The following is a 17992-nucleotide window of genomic DNA, read 5'->3' as shown; positions in this document are numbered from 1 at the left end:
GCACCAGCGGTGTTCGTGGCGCCCCCTCTCCAACTCTCCCCCGCAAGCGGGAGAGAGGGCACAGCGGCGCTCGCGGCGCACACCACTGATTCCAACTTCTAATAACATTTCGCCGCGGCGATGCTGTGCAGCCTGCTGTCACCGAGCACATGAGCGACGAACGAGCGCTGCGGGAAGATCTTTGCGAACGCCGCGTCGCGCACGCTTAAGCCGCCGGCATAGGCGCCGAAGGCCGGCATGATGGCGCGCTCGCCATCGGAGACGAAGCAGCGCCGCTCGACCCGGCGCGCACGCGTGGCCACCCGCGCCTTTGGATGCAGATGGCCGGCGATCTCACCGCGCGCGCCGGTCGGCTCATGGCGGAAGGCAATCGCACCGATCGCGATGATCTCGGCGACGGTGCCGCCGAGATCGCGCGGCAGCGCCGGATCGTGATTGCCCGAGATCCAGATCCAGTCGCGGCCGGTCTGCAGCGTGGCGAGCTGCACGCGATCCGCATCCGACAGCCGCATGTGCGCATGGCGATCGTGAAAGCTGTCGCCGAGCGCGATCACGGTGCGCGGATTATGACGCGCGGTGACCGAGGCGAGCCGGGCGAGCGTTGCGGCGGTATCGAATGGCGGCAGCAGGGTGCCGCGTTTCGCAAAGCTCGAGCCTTTCTCCAGATGCAGGTCGGAGACCACAAGCAGGCGCTCGGCCTCCCACAGCAATGCGCCAGAGAGATCCGCAAGGAACGTCACGCCAGCCAGATCGAAGGCGGCATCGCCAACGAGACCGATGCTTGACGATGTCGTTGGATCAGTGCCCCGCAAAATTCATCCTGCCGTGTTGCTACCCCATCGCCTCCTTGACCAGCTCGTCGGCAGCCTCGGCCAGGAGCTCGTCGGAGGCCTCGCCATAGACGGACTCGCGGCCGATTTCCAGCATCACCGGCACCGCGAGCGGCGAGACGTGATCGAGTTCCCGATGGGTGATTCGTCCCTTGATTCGGCCGAGCATATCACCAAGCCGCTTCAGGTCGAGCAGGCCAGTGGCTGCGTCGGCGCGCGCCGCGCGCAGCAGCATGTGATCGGGCTGATGCCGGCGCAGCACGTCATAGACGAGATCGGTCGAGAACAGCACCTGGCGACGCGTCTTTTCTTCGCCGGTGAAGCGGCGCGGAATAAGGCCCGAGATGATGGCGCAGGAGCGGAACGTGCGCTTCATCAGCGCCGATTCGGCGAGCCACGCCTCGAGATCGTCGCCCAGCATGTCCGGGTCGAACAGCGCATCGAGATCGAGCCGGCCATCGCGCACCATCATCGAAGTGTCGCCGAGCCCCCACACCGCCAGCGCATATTCATTGGCGACGAAGCCGAGCGGCCGCGCGCGGGCCCGCTCCAGTCGCCGCGTCAGCAGCATGCCGAGCGTCTGGTGCGCGAGCCGGCCCTCGAAGGGATAGCAGACGAGATAATGCTTGTTGGAACGTGGGAAGGTTTCGACCAAGAGCTCGCGCCGCGCCGGCACGCGGGAGAAATCCGTCTGCAGCGCCAGCCAGTCGCGCACCTGTTCCGGCAGTCCCTTCCAGGCGCGGGAATCATCGAGCAGTCCGCGCACGCGATCGGCCAGATAGGTGGAGAGCGGGAACTTTCCGCCCATATAGGACGGCACCTTGGGATCACTGTCATTGGCTCTGCTGACATAAACCTGATCTTCCGCCAGCGCCTCGTAGCGCACGATTTCGCCGGAAAACACAAAAGTGTCGCCGAGCGTCAGGCCCTCGATGAAAGCCTCCTCGATCTCACCTAACAGCCGGCCGCCGCGCGCAATTGCGCTTGCTGTGCCGGCGCCGCCGCTGCGCGAGCGCACCAGCCGCACCTTCAGCATCGCCTCCTCGACGATGGTGCCGACATTGAGCCGATAGCTCTGCCGCACCTTCGGATTGGCGACGCGCCAGCGGCCCTCCCTGTCCTGCTTGATGCGCGCGAAGCGCTCATAGGTCTTCAGCGCATAGCCGCCGGTGGCGACGAACTCGACGACGTCGTCGAAATCAGCGCGCGTCAGCGTCGCATACGGCGCAGCCGTCAAGACTTCCTCATAGAGCTCGTGGGCGAGGAACGGCTCGGCGCAGGCGCAGCCGAGCACGTGCTGCGCCAGCACGTCGAGCGCGCCCGTGCGCAGCGGCGGCGTGTCCTGCGCATTCTCGGCAATGGCGTCTATGGCGACGCTGCATTCCAGCACCTCGAAGCGGTTCGCGGGCACCAGCACCGCGCGCGAGGCTTCGTCGAGCCGGTGATTGGCGCGGCCGATCCGCTGCATCAAACGCGAGCAGCCTTTGGGGGCGCCGATATTGACGACGAGGTCGACGTCGCCCCAGTCGACGCCGAGATCGAGCGAGGAGGTGCAGACCACGCCGCGCAGTCGTCCCGCCGCCATCGCGTCCTCGACCTTGCGGCGCTGCGCGACGTCGAGCGAGCCGTGATGCAGGGCGATGGCGAGATTATCGTCGTTCATGCGCCAGAGATCCTGGAACAGCATCTCGGCCTGACTGCGGGTGTTGACGAAGATCAGCGACGTCTTATTGGACTTAATCAGTTCGTAAATCTCAGCCAGTGCATGGCGCGCGGTGTGGCCGGCCCAGGGCAACCGCTCGCGCGTATCCAGCATCTCGACGATCGGCTGCGCGGCGCCGCCGGCAACGACGACGTCGGCCGACGCGGTGAGGCCGTCCGGCTGCGGCACCAGGAAACGCGCGAGTGAGTCGGGCTCGGCGACCGTCGCCGATAGTCCGATCGCGCGCATCTGCGGCGCGAGGCGCCACAGCCGCGCCAGCGCCAGCGATAAGAGATCGCCGCGCTTGGAGGTGACCAGTGCATGCAGCTCGTCGAGCACGATCCGCTTGAGCGAGGAGAACAGGTATGGCGCGTCGTCGGAGGCGAGCAGCAAAGCGAGCTGCTCCGGCGTCGTCAGCAGGATGTCGGGCGGATAGCGTCGCTGCCGCTGCCGCCGCGACACCGGCGTGTCACCGGTGCGGGTTTCGACCTTGACCGGCAGGTTCATCTCGGCGATCGGGGTCTGCAGGTTGCGCGCGATATCGACTGCCAGCGCCTTCAACGGCGAGATGTAGAGCGTGTGCAGGCCGGAGGAGCGGATGACGCTGCGGCCGGTGGAGATCGCTCCACGGCGCGCTGTCTCCACTCCCTCCCCCCTTGTGGAGGGTTGGGGAGGGGGGTCAATGGCAGCGCTCAGAGCGAGAGGCTCACCCCTCTCCCACCGCCCTTCGGGCGTCGACCTCCTCCGCAAGGCGGGAGGTGGCAACTGCGCGCGGGAGACGCCTCCCAGCTCAATCAAGCTCGGCAGAAATCCCGCCAGCGTCTTGCCCGCGCCGGTCGGCGCGATCAGCAGCGCCGAGCGCTCGGCGCGCGCCTTCTCAAGCAATGCGAGCTGATGCGCGCGCGGCGCCCATCCGCGTGCTGCGAACCATTGTTGGAAATGGTCCGGCAGCAACGCGGCTGCGTCGTCGATCGGAGCTGGTGAAACGCGGGGCGGCACCCGCAAAAATTAAGTGCTCACTTCGGCTTCGTCGAGGGTGGCGAGACCGGTATTTCGCCCCCGCCGTCATTGCGAGCCAACGGGTCCGCGCGAAGGCGTGGTCCGATGACAGGCTCCGCGAGGCAATCCAGACCCTAGGGATTGCTTCGTCGCCTTCGGCTCCTCGCAATGACGGCAAATCAACCCTCCGTCATCGGCTTGTCCGAAATGTCCCAGTCCTTGCCGTTGAAGATGGAGATGTAGAGAGTCTTCATCGGCGTGTAGTCGTCAGGTGTGTAGCTGTAGCTGACCCCGTCGAGGAAGAACGGCGAGTGGAAGCCGGCGAGCGTCGAAGCATGTCTCAGCACGTTCTCACGCGTCAGCGTATCGCCGCAGCGGCGCAGGATCTCGCCCATCGTCACCGCCTGGCCGTAGCCGGCATAGGCAATGGTGTTGTCGGGATCGACATTGGGCAGATATTTCGCACGCAGCGCCTCGAACCCTTTCACGTCCGGATCGTCCTTCCAGCGCGGCACGCCGGCATCCTTGGAATAGCGGATCGCGACGATGCCGGTCGCATTTTCCAGTCCGGCTGCATTCAGGATCGAGCGGCCCACCGACCCCGCCGACAACAATTGCAGCGGCTTCCAGCCGAGCTCGGCGACTTTCCGAATCGACTGCGAACTCGCCTTGCCAGTGGTGATATTGTAGAACACGTCCGCACCCGACTTCGACAGATTGATCAGCTGAGAGTCGACCGTCGGATCGGTCAGATCATAGGTCTGCTCCATGATCACCTGCGCCTTGCCCCCGGCGTCCGCCAGCACCTTCTTGAACGGGCCCAGGAAATCGCGGCCGAAATCATCGTTCTGATAGAGGATGCCGACCTTCGCCTCCGGCTTCACCGAGAGCACGTGCTTGGCGAGAATACGCGCCTCCGTCGGATAGAGCGGCAGACCGGCCATGGTCCATTTGTTGTTCTTCGGATCGTTCCACTTGGACGCGCCGGTGTTGAGCAGGAGCTGCGGCACGCCCTTGGCGTTGAGGTATTTGTGCACGGCGGTCTGCGGCGCGGTGCCGAGCGATCCGAACAGCGCCAGCACCTCCTCCTGCTCGACCAGCCGCCGCGTCGCCTCGACGCATTTCGGCGCGCTATAGGCATCGTCCATGGTAAGGAACTTGATCTTGCGGCCGTTGATGCCGCCCTGCTCATTCAGCATCTGGAAATAGGCTTCGCCGATGCGGCCCAGCACGCCATAGAGCGAGCCGGGCCCGGAATGCGGCACGGTCTGGCCGAGCTTGATCTCGGTGTCGCTGGCGCCGGCGTCGTATTTCTTCTCGGCGGCCCAGACATAAGGCGCGGCGACGGTGGAGGCGCCGATGGTCGCAAGCGCGGCGGCGCAAAATTCGCGCCGCGTCGGATGATTTTTCATCTTATGTATCTCTCTCCCTGGACGCGCACATTGTGCGGACATCGGGAGGGACGCGGCAAGAGCGAAGTTGTCGCGCTGCAGCGCAACGCGTAGCGCCTAGACTCAAGTCTTCGCAGCAACGACCACGAGGCCACGCACCGGCACCTTGTCCTCGGTGCGCGGGCTCGCCGGTTCGAGATGCGCCAGCGACAGGCCGGCCGTGGCGACCGCCGCGTGAATGTAATCCGCACTGTGGGCGGTACGCAGCCCCTCGCCCATGATGACACCGTCACCATCATGCGTCTCGACCGTCAAAGCAAGCAGACCGCCTGACATGAGCACGCGCTGTATTTCGCTCAGCACGGGTGCGAGCTCGCCGACATAGACCATCGCATCTGCGGCGAGCACCAGATCGGCGCTGCTATCTGCCTGCCGCGCGAGCGCAGCTGTCATGTCATCGACCTCGAGCGCAGCATATAGACCGGTGGCGCGGGCCTGCTCGATCATGCCCGGCGAGAGATCAATCCCGATGAACGTCTCGACATTCTGGGCGAACGCCGCCGCGCCGAGGCCAGTGCCGCAGCCGAGATCGATCGCGCGCTTGAAGAAGGCGGGTTTACGCTCGGCGGCACGCACCGCGAGCACCGCCTTGAACAATAACGCCGGCGCGCGATAGTGCAGCCGCTCGGTCAGCTCGTTGTCGAAGTGCGGTGCATATTGATCGAACAGCGAGCGCACATAGGCAGGCGGCATCGCGGTCACCGGCGCGGCACCGAGGCGCATCAGCCAGACACCGGCGCCATGACGATCGCTCGGATCGGAGGCGCGGGCTTGCTCGAACGCGGTAACCGCTGCATCGCGATCGTCCAGCTCCGCGCGGATCTCGCCCAGCGAAAACCAAGCCGAGGCGAAGTTCGGCGCCACCTCGATGGCCTGCTCCAGCACCTCCGCCGCCGCAGCGAGATCGCCCCGCAATTGTAGGTCGCGCGCGAATTCGTAGCGGCGGTCGGCGATCAGATCGCCGGAGGACAGGAACAGGCGGCCAAGCATGATGGAACTGGAGCGGACTCGATCGGTTGCAGCTCCGCCCTATATGACAGAAATGCGCCCGCAAGACATCCTGATGCCCGCCACGGCGGGCCTCTGCTGCCAGATCGGCGGCTTCCATATCGACCCCACGCGGCCCGTGGAACGGGCGCTGATCACCCATGGCCATTCCGATCACGCCCGTGCCGGCCATGGCGCGGTGTTGGCCACGCAGGAAACCCTCGATATCATGCGGCTGCGCTATGGCGAGAACTTCGCGGGCTCGACGCAGGCGATCGCTTACGGCGAGAAGATCAGGCTGGGCGAGGTCACGGCGAGCTTCCACCCCGCAGGGCATGTGCTGGGCTCGGCGCAGATCAAGGTCTCCTGCGGCGGCACCTGCGTCGTCGCTTCCGGCGACTACAAGGACGTGCGCGACCCGACCTGCGCGCCGTTCGAGCTCGTGCAATGCGACGTCTTCATCACCGAGGCGACGTTTGGTCTGCCTGTGTTCCGCCATGGCGACGCCGCGGCCGAGGTGCGAAAGCTGCTCGCCTCTGTCGCGCTGTTTCCGGAGCGCGCACATCTGGTCGGCGCGTACTCACTCGGCAAGGCGCAGCGCGTGATCGCGCTGATCCGCGAGGCCGGCTATGACGCGCCGATCTATCTCCACGGTGCGATGGCCAAGATCACGCAGTACTATGCGGACAGGGGCATTGCGCTGGGCGAGCTGCGCCCGGTGAGGGGCATCAAGAAAGCCGATCTCGCCGGCACCATCACCCTGGCGCCGCCGAGCGCGACGTCCGACCTCTGGACGCGGCGCTTTCCTGATCCGGTCACGGCATTCGCCTCCGGCTGGATGCGGGTGCGGGCGCGCGCCCGGCAACGCGGCGTCGAGCTGCCGCTGGTGATTTCCGACCACGCCGATTGGGATGGGCTCACCACGACCATCGGCGCGACCGGCGCCGGCGAGGTCTGGGTCACCCACGGCCAGGAGGACGCGCTGGTGCATTGGTGCAGGACCAAGGGCCTTGCCGCGCGGCCACTCGATCTGGTCGGCTATGGCGACGAGGAGGAGAGCGAAGTCGTGGCACCGGAGGAAGCGGACGCATGAACCGCTTTGCCGAGCTGCTCGATCGCCTGGCCTATGAGCCGGGGCGCAACAACAAGCTGCGCCTGCTCACCGCCTATTTCCGCGAGGTCGAGGACCCCGACCGCGGCTACGCGCTGGCGGCGCTCACCGGCACCTTGTCGTTCAAGCACGCCAAGCCGGGCCTGATCCGCGACCTCATCGCCGCGCGCACTGATCCGACGCTGTTCGCGCTGTCCTATGACTATGTGGGCGATTTGTCCGAGACTGTCGCGCTGATGTGGCCGAAGGCAGGTCATGACCAGTCTTTTCCTGGCTACCCCCCTCCCCAGCCCTCCCCCACAAGGGGGGAGGGAGCCGAGTTGAGTGCGGGGCGGCGGCAGAGCGATATATTTGCCAGCGAGATGGCTGCAGTCTCAACAACTGAAAATCGTCCGACACACACCGCTCTCTCCGTTCCCTCCCCCCTTGCGGGGGAGGGTCAGGGAAGGGGGTACCACACGATAGGTCTCTCAGAAGCGCCTCCTGTTTCGAACCTGCACAACAACCCTCCTCCTCCGACCCTCACCGAAGTCGTCACCACCTTGCGCGCGCTCGGCAAGACCGAGTTGCCGCGGCAACTGGCGCACTGGCTCGACGAGCTCGACGAGACCGGGCGGTGGGCGCTCTTAAAGCTCGTGACCGGCGCTTTGCGTATCGGCATTTCCGCGCGCCTCGCCAAGACCGCCGCCGCCGCGCTCGGCAACAAGGACCCTCACGATGTCGAGCTGATCTGGCCTGGCCTCACCCCGCCCTATCTCGACCTGTTCGCCTGGCTCGAAGGCCGCGCGGACAAGCCGGTCAATCGCGATCCTGCGCCGTTCCGCCCCGTCATGCTGGCGCATGCGGTGGAGGACGAGGACTTCGCCGGCATGGATGCGGCCGACTACATCGCCGAATGGAAATGGGACGGCATCCGCGTGCAGGCGGTGAGCGGCCGCGATCCAAGAGGGCACATGGTCACGCGGCTCTATTCGCGCAGCGGCGAGGACATCACCGGAAGCTTCCCCGACCTGCTGCCATCGCTGCATCTGCCCGGCGCGCTCGACGGCGAATTGCTGGTGGTCCGCGACGGCCGCGTGCAGAGCTTCAACGTGCTGCAGCAGCGCCTCAATCGCAAGACAGTTTCGCCCAAGCTGCTCAAGGACTATCCGATCCATTTGCGCGCCTACGACCTGCTGCACGATGAGGACAGCGATCTGCGCGAGCTGACCTTTGCCGAGCGGCGCATGCGGTTAGAGGCGTTCATCCAGAAGCTCGACGACCCACGCGTCGACCTGTCGCCGACTGTTGCTTTCTCGACCTGGAAGGAGCTCGCCGCGGCACGCGCCGACCCTGCCGCCGCAGGTGCCGGAGAGGACGCCGAGGCCGTCGAGGGCGTGATGCTGAAGCGGCGCGACGCGGTTTATTTGCCCGGCCGGCCCAAGGGCCAATGGTGGAAATGGAAGCGCGATCCGCACATCATCGATGCCGTGCTGATGTATGCGCAGCGCGGCCATGGCAAACGATCGTCCTACTATTCCGATTACACGTTCGGCGTCTGGACGCGGAGCGAGGACGGTGACGAGCTGGTGCCGGTCGGCAAGGCCTATTTCGGCTTCACCGACGAGGAGTTGTTGCAGATCGACCGCTTCGTCCGCCGCAACACAACTGAGAAGTTCGGACCTGTCCGCCATGTCGTACACGAGCCGGACCAAGGCTTGGTGCTCGAGGTCGCTTTCGAAGGGCTGCAGCGCTCGGTGCGACACAAATCCGGCGTCGCGATGCGCTTTCCGCGCATCAACCGCCTGCGCTGGGACAAGCCGCCGCGCGAGGCCGATCGCCTGGAGACGCTGGAGAAGATGCTGAAAGCGGAAACGTCCGCATAGTGCCGCATCTCGTATCATTAAATGCCGGTAAGTCGCTTGCAGTCGCGTGCCGGGTTCCCCACCTGCCCTGCGTCGCTTATAATGGGCATACGAACTTGCCCCGGAGACGAATCGAATGTCGAACGAGATCAGGGATTATCCGGCTCGCAGCCAGGACAGCCTCTCCCGTTTTCTCGGCGGCTCGCCGCTCGCGGTGGCGTTCCGGCTGATCCTGCTGTCGATCCTGGTCGGCGTCGTACTGTCCGCAATCGGCTTCGATCCGCTCAACATCATCTATAGCATCCGCCTGCTCGTGCAGCGGCTATATGAATTCGGCTTCGATGCCTTCAATTGGCTGTGGCGCTACTTCCTGCTCGGCGCTGTCATCGTGATCCCGGTCTGGTTCCTGTCGCGCCTGTTCGCGCCACGCGGCCGGTAGAGGATCGCAGCCGATGCAGTTGCGCTTCGTCGGCTGCGGTGACGCGTTCGGCTCCGGCGGCCGCAACAACACCTGCTTTCATCTCACGGGCGAGCGCACCAATCTCTTGATCGATTGCGGCGCCTCGTCGCTGCCGGCATTGAAGCGGCTCGATATCGCGCGGAACGACATCGAGCTGATCCTGATCACGCATTTCCACGGCGATCATTTTGCCGGCCTGCCCTTCTTCCTGCTCGACGCGCAATTCTCGCGCCGGTGCAGGCCGCTCGTCATTGCAGGTCCGCTGGGAATCGAGACCAAGCTGCCGGAACTGATGGAAGCGCTATTTGAGAATTCCTCTAAAACCAAGCAGAAATTCGAGCTGTCACTCGTGACGCTCGCGCCGGAGCAGACCGCCAGCTTCGGCGCGGTCAGCGTGACCCCCTACCCGGTCGTGCACGGCGAGTCCGGCGGACCGTTTCTCGGCTATCGCATCGAAGCCGAAGGGCGCGTCATTGCCTACAGCGCCGACACCGAATGGACGGAAACGTTGATCCCGCTAGGGCATCGGGCCGATCTCTTCATCGCTGAGGCGTATACCTACGAGAAGGCCGTCAAGAACCATCTCAGCCTGGCAGCGCTGGGAGCACATCTCAGCGAGATCCAGCCGAAGCGGCTTGTCCTCACCCATATGAGCGACGACATGCTGTCGCGGCTGCCGACGCTGACCTATACGGCGGCGCATGACGGTATGAGCATCGAGCTCTAGCGTCATACTGAGAACATCGCTAAAGGACGGCTCGCGCCAGACGTGATGTCCGGCGGCTTAGCAAGGCGGGCGGGCATTCCGTTGCATTCCCCAGCACAGACCAGGCCGACTGTCACCAGCGCGAGCGTGTTCGCGATCGCCGGGCCTGCGATGGTCGCCAACCTGACCACGCCGCTGATCGGCATTGTCGCCACCACGGCGATCGGCCGGCTCGGCGAGGCCAGCCTGCTCGGCGGCGTCGCGATGGCCTCGGTGATCTTCGATTGCCTGTTCTGGCTGTTCGGTTTCCTGCGTATGAGCACGCTGGCCTTCACCGCGCAATCGCTCGGCGCCGGCGAGACCGATGAGATGCGCCTGGTGCTGGTGCGCGGGCTCCTGATCGCCGCTCTCGCCGGCGCGGCTCTGATCGTGCTGCAGCTTCCGCTGGCGGCATTGGTATTCGACGCGATGGGCGGCTCCGAGGCCGTCAGCCGCGCCGGCCGGACCTACTTTGCGATCCGGATCTGGTCGGCGCCGCTGGCGCTCGCCAACTATGTCGTGCTCGGCTGGCTGGTGGGGCAGGCCCGCGCGCGGCTTGCGCTGGCCATGCAGATCGCGATCAATCTGGTCAATGTCGCGGCCACCCTGCTGCTGGTAATCCTGTTCGAAGCGGGGATCGCGGGCGCAGCCGGCGCCGCCGTGATCGCGGAAGGATCCGGCGTCATGCTCGGCATCGTCATCGCGCGGCGGCTGCAGCCCGACGGCTTGTCGGTGCCGCGGCAGAGGCTGCTCGACCGTGACAAGCTGAAGCGCATGCTCGCGGTCAATCGCGACATCATGATCCGCACTGCGGCGCTGATCGCGGTGTTCCTGTTCTTCAATGCACAGGGCGCGCGGGCCGGCGACGTCACGCTGGCCGCGAATGCGGTGCTGAACAATTTTCTGCTGGTCAGCGCGTTCTTCCTCGACGGGCTCGCCAATGCCGCCGAGCAGTTATGCGGCCATGCCATCGGCGCCCGTGACCGGCGCGCTTTCACCGCCGCCACCGGCCTCGTCATCGCCTGGGGCTTCGGCTTCTCGCTGCTGGTCACCGCTGTGCTCGCGCTGTTCGGGCCTGCGCTGATCGACCTGATGACTTTGAGTCCGCCGGTCCGGCTCGCCGCGCGCGAGTTTCTTCTCTTCGTAACGATCTCACCGCTGCTCGCGGTGTTCGCCTTTGGCTTCGACGGCATCTATATCGGCGCGACCTGGGCGCGCGACATGCGCAACCTGATGGTGGCTTCGCTCGCGCTGTTCCTGGCGACGTGGGTCGCGCTGCGCGACCTCGGCAATACCGGATTGTGGATCGCTTTCCTGGTGCACTACGCCGCGCGCGGCGGCCTGCAGGCGGCGCGCTACCCGGCGCTGGTGCGGGCGTCGTTTGGGAAGAATTGAAGTCTCCCCGTTTCCACAACTGTCATCGTCCGCGAAGGCGGACGATCCAGTACGCCGTGACGCTTCGGTTCGATGACCACTGCCGCGGCGCACTGGATGCTCCACCTGCGCGGAGCATGACAGCCTTGGATGTGGCTACCGCGGCCAATCCTCCGCGGTGATCGCCGCGGCATCCGCGCCGACGATCTCCGACAGTTGGTCGCGGCCTGTGCGCAGCAGGGTCGAGGCGAGGTCGGCCTTGATGCTCTCGACGAGGCCAATGCCCTTGTAGACCAGCGAGGAATAGAGCTGGATCAGGCTGGCGCCGGCGCGGATCTTGGTCAGCGCCGCGCCTCCGGAATCGATGCCGCCGACGCCGACCAGCGGAAACGCGCCCTCCACGCGCACGAAGGTCTCCGCCACCATCCGGGTCGAGAGCCGGAACAGCGGCCTGCCCGACAGGCCGCCCTGCTCCACGGCCCGCGCCTGTTCGCGCAAGGTCGTAGGCCGCGCCAGCGTGGTGTTGGAGACGATCATGCCGTCGACGCCACGCGAGCGCGCGACATGGACGACATCGTCGAGCTCAGCGAGGCTGAGATCGGGCGCGATCTTGAGCAGCACCGGCGTATCGCCGGACTTCTCCCGGACGCGGTCGCGCGCCTCGATCACCTTGGCGAGGAGATCGTCGAGCTGCGAGGCCTGCTGCAGATTGCGCAGGCCCGGCGTGTTCGGCGAGGAGATGTTGACGGTGAAATAGCTTGCCACCGTGGCGAAGGTCTCGATCAGGCGCACATAGTCGGCGACGCGATCGGCCGAATCCTTGTTGGCCCCGACATTGACGCCAACAATGCCGCCGAGATGGGCACGGCCGGCGAGCCGGCGCAGCACCATGTCCGCGCCGTCATTGTTGAAGCCCATGCGGTTGATGACCGCTTCGTCGCGCTCCAGCCGGAACAGCCGCGGCCTGGGATTGCCGATCTGAGGCCGTGGCGTCACCGAGCCGATCTCAACGAAACCAAAGCCGAGCCGCAGCAGCGCGTCCGGCACCTCGCCGTTCTTGTCGAAGCCGGCGGCCATGCCGACCGGATTAGGGAAATTGAGCCCGAAGGCGCGCACCGCGAGCTTGCCATCGTCCGGCCGAGGCCGCACCGGCGGCAGCAGCTTCAGGCCCTGGATCGCCAGGCGATGAGCGTCCTCCGCATCGAGCCAGCGCAGCAGTGGCAGCGAGAAGGTGTCGAAGGCGCGGATCACGGCGCAAGCTCGGGAATGTCGTGAGTGCCGTCGGAGCGGGTGTGCATCTGATGCACCGCCGTCACCGCGCCGAGATCGAGCTCGCCATAGAGATGCGGAAACAGCTCGTCATTGCGCGAACGCTCCCAGCGCAGGGCATCGCCGAGCGCATCGGCCTCGACCTCGACAAGGAACAGCGCCGTCTGGCCGGCGAAATGCTTGCGCGCCGTGCCCTCCACCTGCGCAGCGGTCGAGAAATGAATGAAGCCATCGCGGAGGTCATCGGCGCTGCCGCGATAGGTGCCCTGCCGCTCGGCCTCGCGCCAGGCAGAAGCGGAGCAGATTTTATAGATTTTGGGCACGTCGCGAGGTCCTGAGGTGTTGAGTTTGTTGAGCTTTTCGCCGCCGATCGAGTTGGTGAGGACGGCCGAACTCGAGGCCGCCCGCCACCTGAAAGGGGTTAACGGAATCAGGCAGGAAATCAACCTACCAACCTTTGTAGTCGACGTCGCGGAAGCCGGACCGTCAGGTCGCGTAGTCCGGCTCCTTGCGGTCCAATATCCGCTTCAGGGCGTCGAAATGACGCTGGGACGGGCCTGGCTTGTACATGCTGCCGCCGGCAAAGCTCTGCCTGGTCTTCTCGACCACTGGATCAGGTAGCTGCTTCAGCCGCTGGCCGGTCCACATCGCATAGATCTGCACCTGCGCAACGCGCTCGACGTAATAGAGCCGGTCATAGGCGGCGGCGATGGTCTCGCCCACCGTCGAGATGCCGTGATTGGCCATGAACAGAATGGTCTTGTCGCCGATGACCCGCGCCAGCCGCGCGCCCTCCGCCGGATCGAAGGCGGGACCGGTGTATTCATCGTCATAGGCGATCTGGCCGGACATGCCGACCTCGGTCTGTCCGATCTCCTTGATGCGCGGGTCCTCCAGACGGGTGAGCGCGCTGGCAAAGGGCATGTGGGTGTGGAACACGGCTTTCGCCTGCGGCAACGCCTTGTGGATCGGCGCATGGATGCAATAGCAGGAGCGTTCGACGTCGCCTTCGCCGCGCTTCACCAGGCCATCATCGATGCCGACCTCCATGAAGCAGGACGCCGTCACCTCCGACCAGTGCATGCCGAACGGGATCTGATAGTAGCGGTCGCTGCGGCCCGGCACGACATAGGTGAGATGGTTGAAAATGCCCTCGCTGAAGCCGTGCATGTAGGCGAGCCGGTGCGCGGCGGCGAGGTCCACCCGCGCCTGCCACTCTTCGGTGCTGCATTCGGCCAACGTGTTCGGGGAAACCCTGAATTGCATGCGCCTTCTCCCTGCTCGCTGGATCCGCCTGTTCCAGGCGGACGATTGTCGGTGCCGCCATCGTAGCCCAGAGCGGAAGCGACATCGGCTGAAATCGCTGCGCACCTCCCATCTTGATTTGCAAGCCGATCGCCGCATCTGTGATGATGCGCTGCCATACACGCCGACACGGAGGCATGGGCGGGATCATGACAAGCACGCGACCTTCCGAACGCACGACGATCGCCGTGATCGGGCTCGGCAGCATCGGCGGCGCCATCGCCGGGCTGTTGGCATCGCTCGACCGCTACGACGTCACGGCCTCCGTGCGGCGACCGATCGAGCGGCTCACGATCGAGCATCCCGAGCGCACGATCGATGTACCGATCCGTGCGCTGACTGACCCGAGCGAGGCGGCGCCCGTCGATTGGGTGCTGCTGGCCACGAAGACGCAGGACACCGAGGCGGCCGCGCCCTGGTTGAAACGACTCTGCGGGCCGCATACCCGCATCGCGACCCTGCAGAACGGTATCGGCCATGCCGAACGGCTCGCGCCGATCGCAGGACAAGCGCGCGTGGTCCCGACCATCGTCTACTACAATGGCGAGCGCCTCGCGCCCGACCGCGCGCGCTTCCGCCGTGCGGGCCCGCATGATCTCGCGGTTGCCGATGACGAGGGCGGGCGTGCCTTCAAGGCGCTGCTCGACGGCACGGGCCTGCGGGTCCTCATCAGCCCCGATTTCAAGACGCTGGTGTGGCGCAAGCTGCTGCTCAATGCGATGGCCAATCCGATCACGGCGCTGACTTTGCAGCGGCAGGCGGTGTTCCGCCGTGAGGACATCAAGGCACTATGCCTCGACATCTTGCGGGAGGCCGCGGCGGTGGCGCGGGCCGATGGCGCGCAGTTTCCGGATGACGAGCCCGAGCGCTTGCTGGCGACCCTGCTGACCTATCCGCCCGACGCCGGCACCTCGATGTATTTCGACCGCATCAACGGGCGGCCACTGGAGATCGAGGCGCTGACCGGCGCAGTGGTCGCGGCCGGCGAGCGCCATGGCGTCGCCACGCCGATCAATCGCGTGCTGCTGGCGCTCGGCCGCGCCGTCAGCGACGCGCCGGCGCGTATCACGACGACGCCGGCTGGAACATAGCCAGCCTACGCAGCGCGGACGGAGGCGAGGAATTTGCTGACCTCGAGCTTGAGACGGCTCGAATCGCCGGAGAGTGCCTTGGCGGCCGAGAGCACCAGCGACGATCCCGAGCCGGTCCGGTCGCGCCGCGCTGCACGTCGGTGATATTGGCCGAAACCTGCTGGGTACCGCTCGCGGCCTGCTGCACATTACGGGAGATTTCCTGCGTCGCCGCGCCCTGCTCCTCGATCGACGCCGCGATGGCGGAGGCGATCTCCGAGAGCTTCTCGATGGTCGAGGAAATCTCCTTGATCGCATTGACGGAGTCCTGCGTCGCGGCCTGGATGCCGGAGATCTGCTGGCCGATTTCGCCGGTCGCCTTCGAGGTCTGCTCGGCGAGCGCCTTCACTTCTGATGCGACCACCGCGAAGCCGCGGCCGGCCTCGCCCGCGCGCGCGGCCTCGATGGTTGCGTTCAGGGCGAGCAGGTTGGTCTGGCCGGCAATGGTATTGATGAGCTCGACGACGTCGCCGATGCGCGTTGCGGCTTTCGACAGTTCGCTGACGCGGTCGGTGGTCGATCGCGCCTGGCCGACGGCATCGCCCGCCATGCGTGCGGACTCCTGCACCTGCCTGCTGATCTCGTTGACCGACGAGGCCATCTGCTCGGATGCCGTCGCGACCGATTGCACATTGGCAGAAGCTTCCTCGGAGGCGCTTGCGACGGCGGTTGCCAGCTGTTGCGACCGCTCGGCCGTCGAGGTCAGCATGCCTGCGGATGTCTCGAGCTGCGACGACGCCTTGGACACCGTCTCCACGATCTCGCCGATCACGGCCTCGAACTGCTGTGTGATGGCGTCGACGCGGCGACCTCGCTCGATCTTCGCTTCGGCGTCCACGGCCGCACGCTCGTCGGCGGCCTTCTTGGCAATCAACGCGTCCTTGAACACCTGCAGCGCATCGGCCATGGCACCGATCTCGGTCTTCTCGCCGCGGTGAGGCACCTCCGCCGCAAGATCGCCATCACCGAGCGCCTGCATCGGCTGCACGATCGAGGCGATGCCGCGGGACACGTCGTGCACAAGATAGAAGCCGATCGTAACGCCCGCGATCAGCGCCACGACGAGGATTCCGCCAAGCAGCATCATGGAGGACGAATAGATAGCGGCGGCCTCGGCCGATGCCTTGTCGGCCTGCCGGTTGTTGAGCTCGATGTCCCTGTTCAGAACCTGGTCGGCGCGCATGCCGACCTTGTTGACGACCTTCAGATTCAGATCATGCGCTTCCTTCGGATAGCGACCGGCATCCCTGCGCGACAGCTCCATGACCTGCTGCGTGCCGGTGCGATACTCGTCCCACAGCTTCACCCATTCATCATAGAGCGCCCGCTCCTCTGGCGAGGCGATCAACGGCTCGTAGCGCTGGCGGATCTTGTCGTTATCCGCATTGACACCTTGCAGCATCTTTTCCATCGCCAGCTTTTCGTCGAGCGTCTCGACCAGCAGCTGCTCGCGCAGCACGTTGCGATAGGTCTGCGCGCCGGCCCGGAGATCGCCGAGCACCCGCACGCTGGGCAGCGAGTTGGTGGAAATGTCGAGCGTGTTCGCGTTCATGAGCTGCATGCTCCTGACAGCGAGCAGCCCCATGCCCGTCATGACGACAAGCAGGAACGCGACGACGATGGTGATCTTGGCGCGGATCGACAGACGGGCAAGCATGGACTGATCTCTTCAACGTGCGGCGCAACTTCGCTGTTCCGGACGCGTGTATCCGAACACGGTCCCGCAACGTGCCGGATCATGCGCGAGCAGAGTTAACAAACTGGGCCAAGATGACCGGTCGCTGCATGTCGCCGAAGACAGGCGCGCCGGCGTCATTATGACACGCGTGCACGCCATCGTTGTGCCGCGCTATGAAAGTCGCGATCGGAACTAATCAGAAGTTGCGACCCAAGGTGGAGACGGCGAGAACGCATCTTTGAGGAATTGCGCCAGCGCGCTGATGCGGGCCACCTTCATGCGCGCTTCGGGGATCAGCATCTTCACCCATCGCTCCGGCGGTTGGTAGCTCTCCAACACAGGCACCAGCTCGCCCGTGGCCAGTCTCGGCGCGGTCAGATATTCGGAAAGCAGGGCAATGCCGTTTCCGGCCAGGGCCGCGCGCAAGAGGACCTGTCCGTCATTGGCGCCGATCCTGGGATTGATCTCGACCGCGGTCGGCCCCTGCGGGCCGTTGAACGACCAGATCGATCCGGTCGGCGCGAAGTTGAGCGTATCATGCCCGATCAGGTCTCGCGGATGCGCGGGCGCACCGCGGCGGGCGACGTAGTCAGGTGATGCGCAGAGCATAGGCCGCAGCGGGCACAATGGAATATCGACCACATCGCCGAAGGTCGACTCGAACGCAGCGATAGCGACGTCGAGACCTTCGTCCGCCGGATTCACTGACCGATCCGCCAGCACGATATCGATGCTGAGCTTCGGGTTCTGCGCCTGGAAGCGCGCCAGGATGTCGGCGAGATAGAGCACGGTGAGCGTCGTCGGCGCCTTGACGCGGATCGGTCCTTCGAGATCGCGCTCGGTGTCGGACACCTGGCGCATCGTGTCGTCGAAATCCGCAACCAGCGACCGGACGCGCTCGATCCAGCGCCGGCCTGCCTCGGTCAGCATCACCGTCCGGGTCGTTCGAACGAACAGCTTGGTCTTCACTGCGCGCTCGAGCTGATCGACCCGCTTGGTCAGTACCGAGGTCGCAAGCCCGTTCCGCCGGGCTGCGGCGGAAAAACTGCCAGTTTCGGCGACAGACAGGAAAGCCCGAAGATTCTGGAGAGCATCCATCAGCATCTT

The 17992-nt window shown here is 65.5% G+C and carries 14 protein-coding genes and 1 pseudogene; 6 read left to right on the top strand and 9 right to left on the bottom strand.

All coding sequences use genetic code 11. The annotated features are described in order from the left end of the window. Positions 1–98: 98 nt before the first annotated feature. The 4 genes from pdeM to P6U24_RS03745 all read right to left on the bottom strand — a co-directional run bounded on the left by pdeM (position 99) and on the right by P6U24_RS03745 (position 5972). Entirely contained in the window at positions 99–779 is a 681-nt protein-coding gene (gene pdeM / locus P6U24_RS03760; protein WP_407160763.1) for a ligase-associated DNA damage response endonuclease PdeM, read from the bottom strand. A gap of 52 nt (positions 780–831) precedes the next feature. Continuing rightward, positions 832–3531, bottom strand: coding sequence for a ligase-associated DNA damage response DEXH box helicase (locus tag P6U24_RS03755; RefSeq protein ID WP_407157860.1), 2700 nt, complete (start codon positions 3529–3531; stop codon positions 832–834). A gap of 179 nt (positions 3532–3710) precedes the next feature. After that, the gene (locus P6U24_RS03750) at positions 3711–4943 is read right to left on the bottom strand and encodes an ABC transporter substrate-binding protein (protein ID WP_407157859.1); all 1233 of its coding nucleotides are present in this window, start codon (positions 4941–4943) and stop codon (positions 3711–3713) included. Between the two features lie 102 nt (positions 4944–5045). Next, positions 5046–5972: a methyltransferase domain-containing protein gene (locus P6U24_RS03745; RefSeq protein ID WP_407157858.1), complete on the bottom strand. Its 927-nt coding sequence runs from the start codon at positions 5970–5972 to the stop codon at positions 5046–5048. A 52-nt stretch (positions 5973–6024) separates the two neighbouring features. Here P6U24_RS03745 and P6U24_RS03740 point away from each other — a divergent pair, with 52 nt between their 5' ends. From P6U24_RS03740 to P6U24_RS03720, 5 genes are all read left to right on the top strand, one after another. Beyond that, positions 6025–7062 (top strand): ligase-associated DNA damage response exonuclease, encoded by a 1038-nt coding sequence (locus P6U24_RS03740; protein ID WP_407160762.1) that lies wholly within the window; start codon positions 6025–6027, stop codon positions 7060–7062. After that, the gene (locus tag P6U24_RS03735) at positions 7059–8945 is read left to right on the top strand and encodes an ATP-dependent DNA ligase (protein ID WP_407157857.1); all 1887 of its coding nucleotides are present in this window, start codon (positions 7059–7061) and stop codon (positions 8943–8945) included. The genes P6U24_RS03740 and P6U24_RS03735 overlap by 4 nt, the downstream gene beginning before the upstream one ends. A gap of 115 nt (positions 8946–9060) precedes the next feature. Beyond that, on the top strand, positions 9061–9363 hold the full coding sequence (locus P6U24_RS03730; protein ID WP_407157856.1) for a DUF6460 domain-containing protein: 303 nt from the start codon (positions 9061–9063) through the stop codon (positions 9361–9363). Between the two features lie 13 nt (positions 9364–9376). Beyond that, positions 9377–10111, top strand: a complete 735-nt coding sequence (locus tag P6U24_RS03725; RefSeq protein ID WP_407157855.1) for an MBL fold metallo-hydrolase — start codon at positions 9377–9379, stop codon at positions 10109–10111. A 126-nt stretch (positions 10112–10237) separates the two neighbouring features. After that, the gene (locus P6U24_RS03720) at positions 10238–11524 is read left to right on the top strand and encodes an MATE family efflux transporter (RefSeq protein WP_407160761.1); all 1287 of its coding nucleotides are present in this window, start codon (positions 10238–10240) and stop codon (positions 11522–11524) included. Positions 11525–11659: 135 nt separating this feature from the next. On the opposite strand, the gene P6U24_RS03715 is transcribed toward P6U24_RS03720, so the two are convergent. The 3 genes from P6U24_RS03715 to P6U24_RS03705 all read right to left on the bottom strand — a co-directional run bounded on the left by P6U24_RS03715 (position 11660) and on the right by P6U24_RS03705 (position 14038). After that, complete coding sequence (locus P6U24_RS03715; protein ID WP_407157854.1) at positions 11660–12754, bottom strand: quinone-dependent dihydroorotate dehydrogenase; 1095 nt, start codon at positions 12752–12754, stop codon at positions 11660–11662. Then, on the bottom strand, positions 12751–13095 hold the full coding sequence (locus P6U24_RS03710; RefSeq protein ID WP_407157853.1) for a DUF952 domain-containing protein: 345 nt from the start codon (positions 13093–13095) through the stop codon (positions 12751–12753). Before P6U24_RS03710 ends, P6U24_RS03715 begins: the two co-directional genes overlap by 4 nt. Positions 13096–13258: 163 nt before the next feature. Next, positions 13259–14038 (bottom strand): class II aldolase/adducin family protein, encoded by a 780-nt coding sequence (locus tag P6U24_RS03705; protein WP_407157852.1) that lies wholly within the window; start codon positions 14036–14038, stop codon positions 13259–13261. A 188-nt stretch (positions 14039–14226) separates the two neighbouring features. Here P6U24_RS03705 and P6U24_RS03700 point away from each other — a divergent pair, with 188 nt between their 5' ends. After that, positions 14227–15168 (top strand): 2-dehydropantoate 2-reductase, encoded by a 942-nt coding sequence (locus tag P6U24_RS03700; RefSeq protein WP_407157851.1) that lies wholly within the window; start codon positions 14227–14229, stop codon positions 15166–15168. A 5-nt stretch (positions 15169–15173) separates the two neighbouring features. On the opposite strand, the pseudogene P6U24_RS03695 reads toward P6U24_RS03700, so the two are convergent. Together P6U24_RS03695 and P6U24_RS03690 are read right to left on the bottom strand one after the other, a co-directional pair. Further along, positions 15174–16864: pseudogene (locus P6U24_RS03695) on the bottom strand (methyl-accepting chemotaxis protein). A gap of 213 nt (positions 16865–17077) precedes the next feature. After that, on the bottom strand, positions 17078–17983 hold the full coding sequence (locus P6U24_RS03690; RefSeq protein WP_407157850.1) for a LysR substrate-binding domain-containing protein: 906 nt from the start codon (positions 17981–17983) through the stop codon (positions 17078–17080). Positions 17984–17992 lie beyond the last annotated feature (9 nt).

It is taken from the genome of Bradyrhizobium sp. STM 3557 (assembly GCF_045571465.1).
Taxonomy (GTDB): domain Bacteria; phylum Pseudomonadota; class Alphaproteobacteria; order Rhizobiales; family Xanthobacteraceae; genus Bradyrhizobium.
The sequence above is the reverse complement of the archived record's forward strand: the minus strand, read 5'-3'. Positions and strand labels throughout refer to the sequence as shown.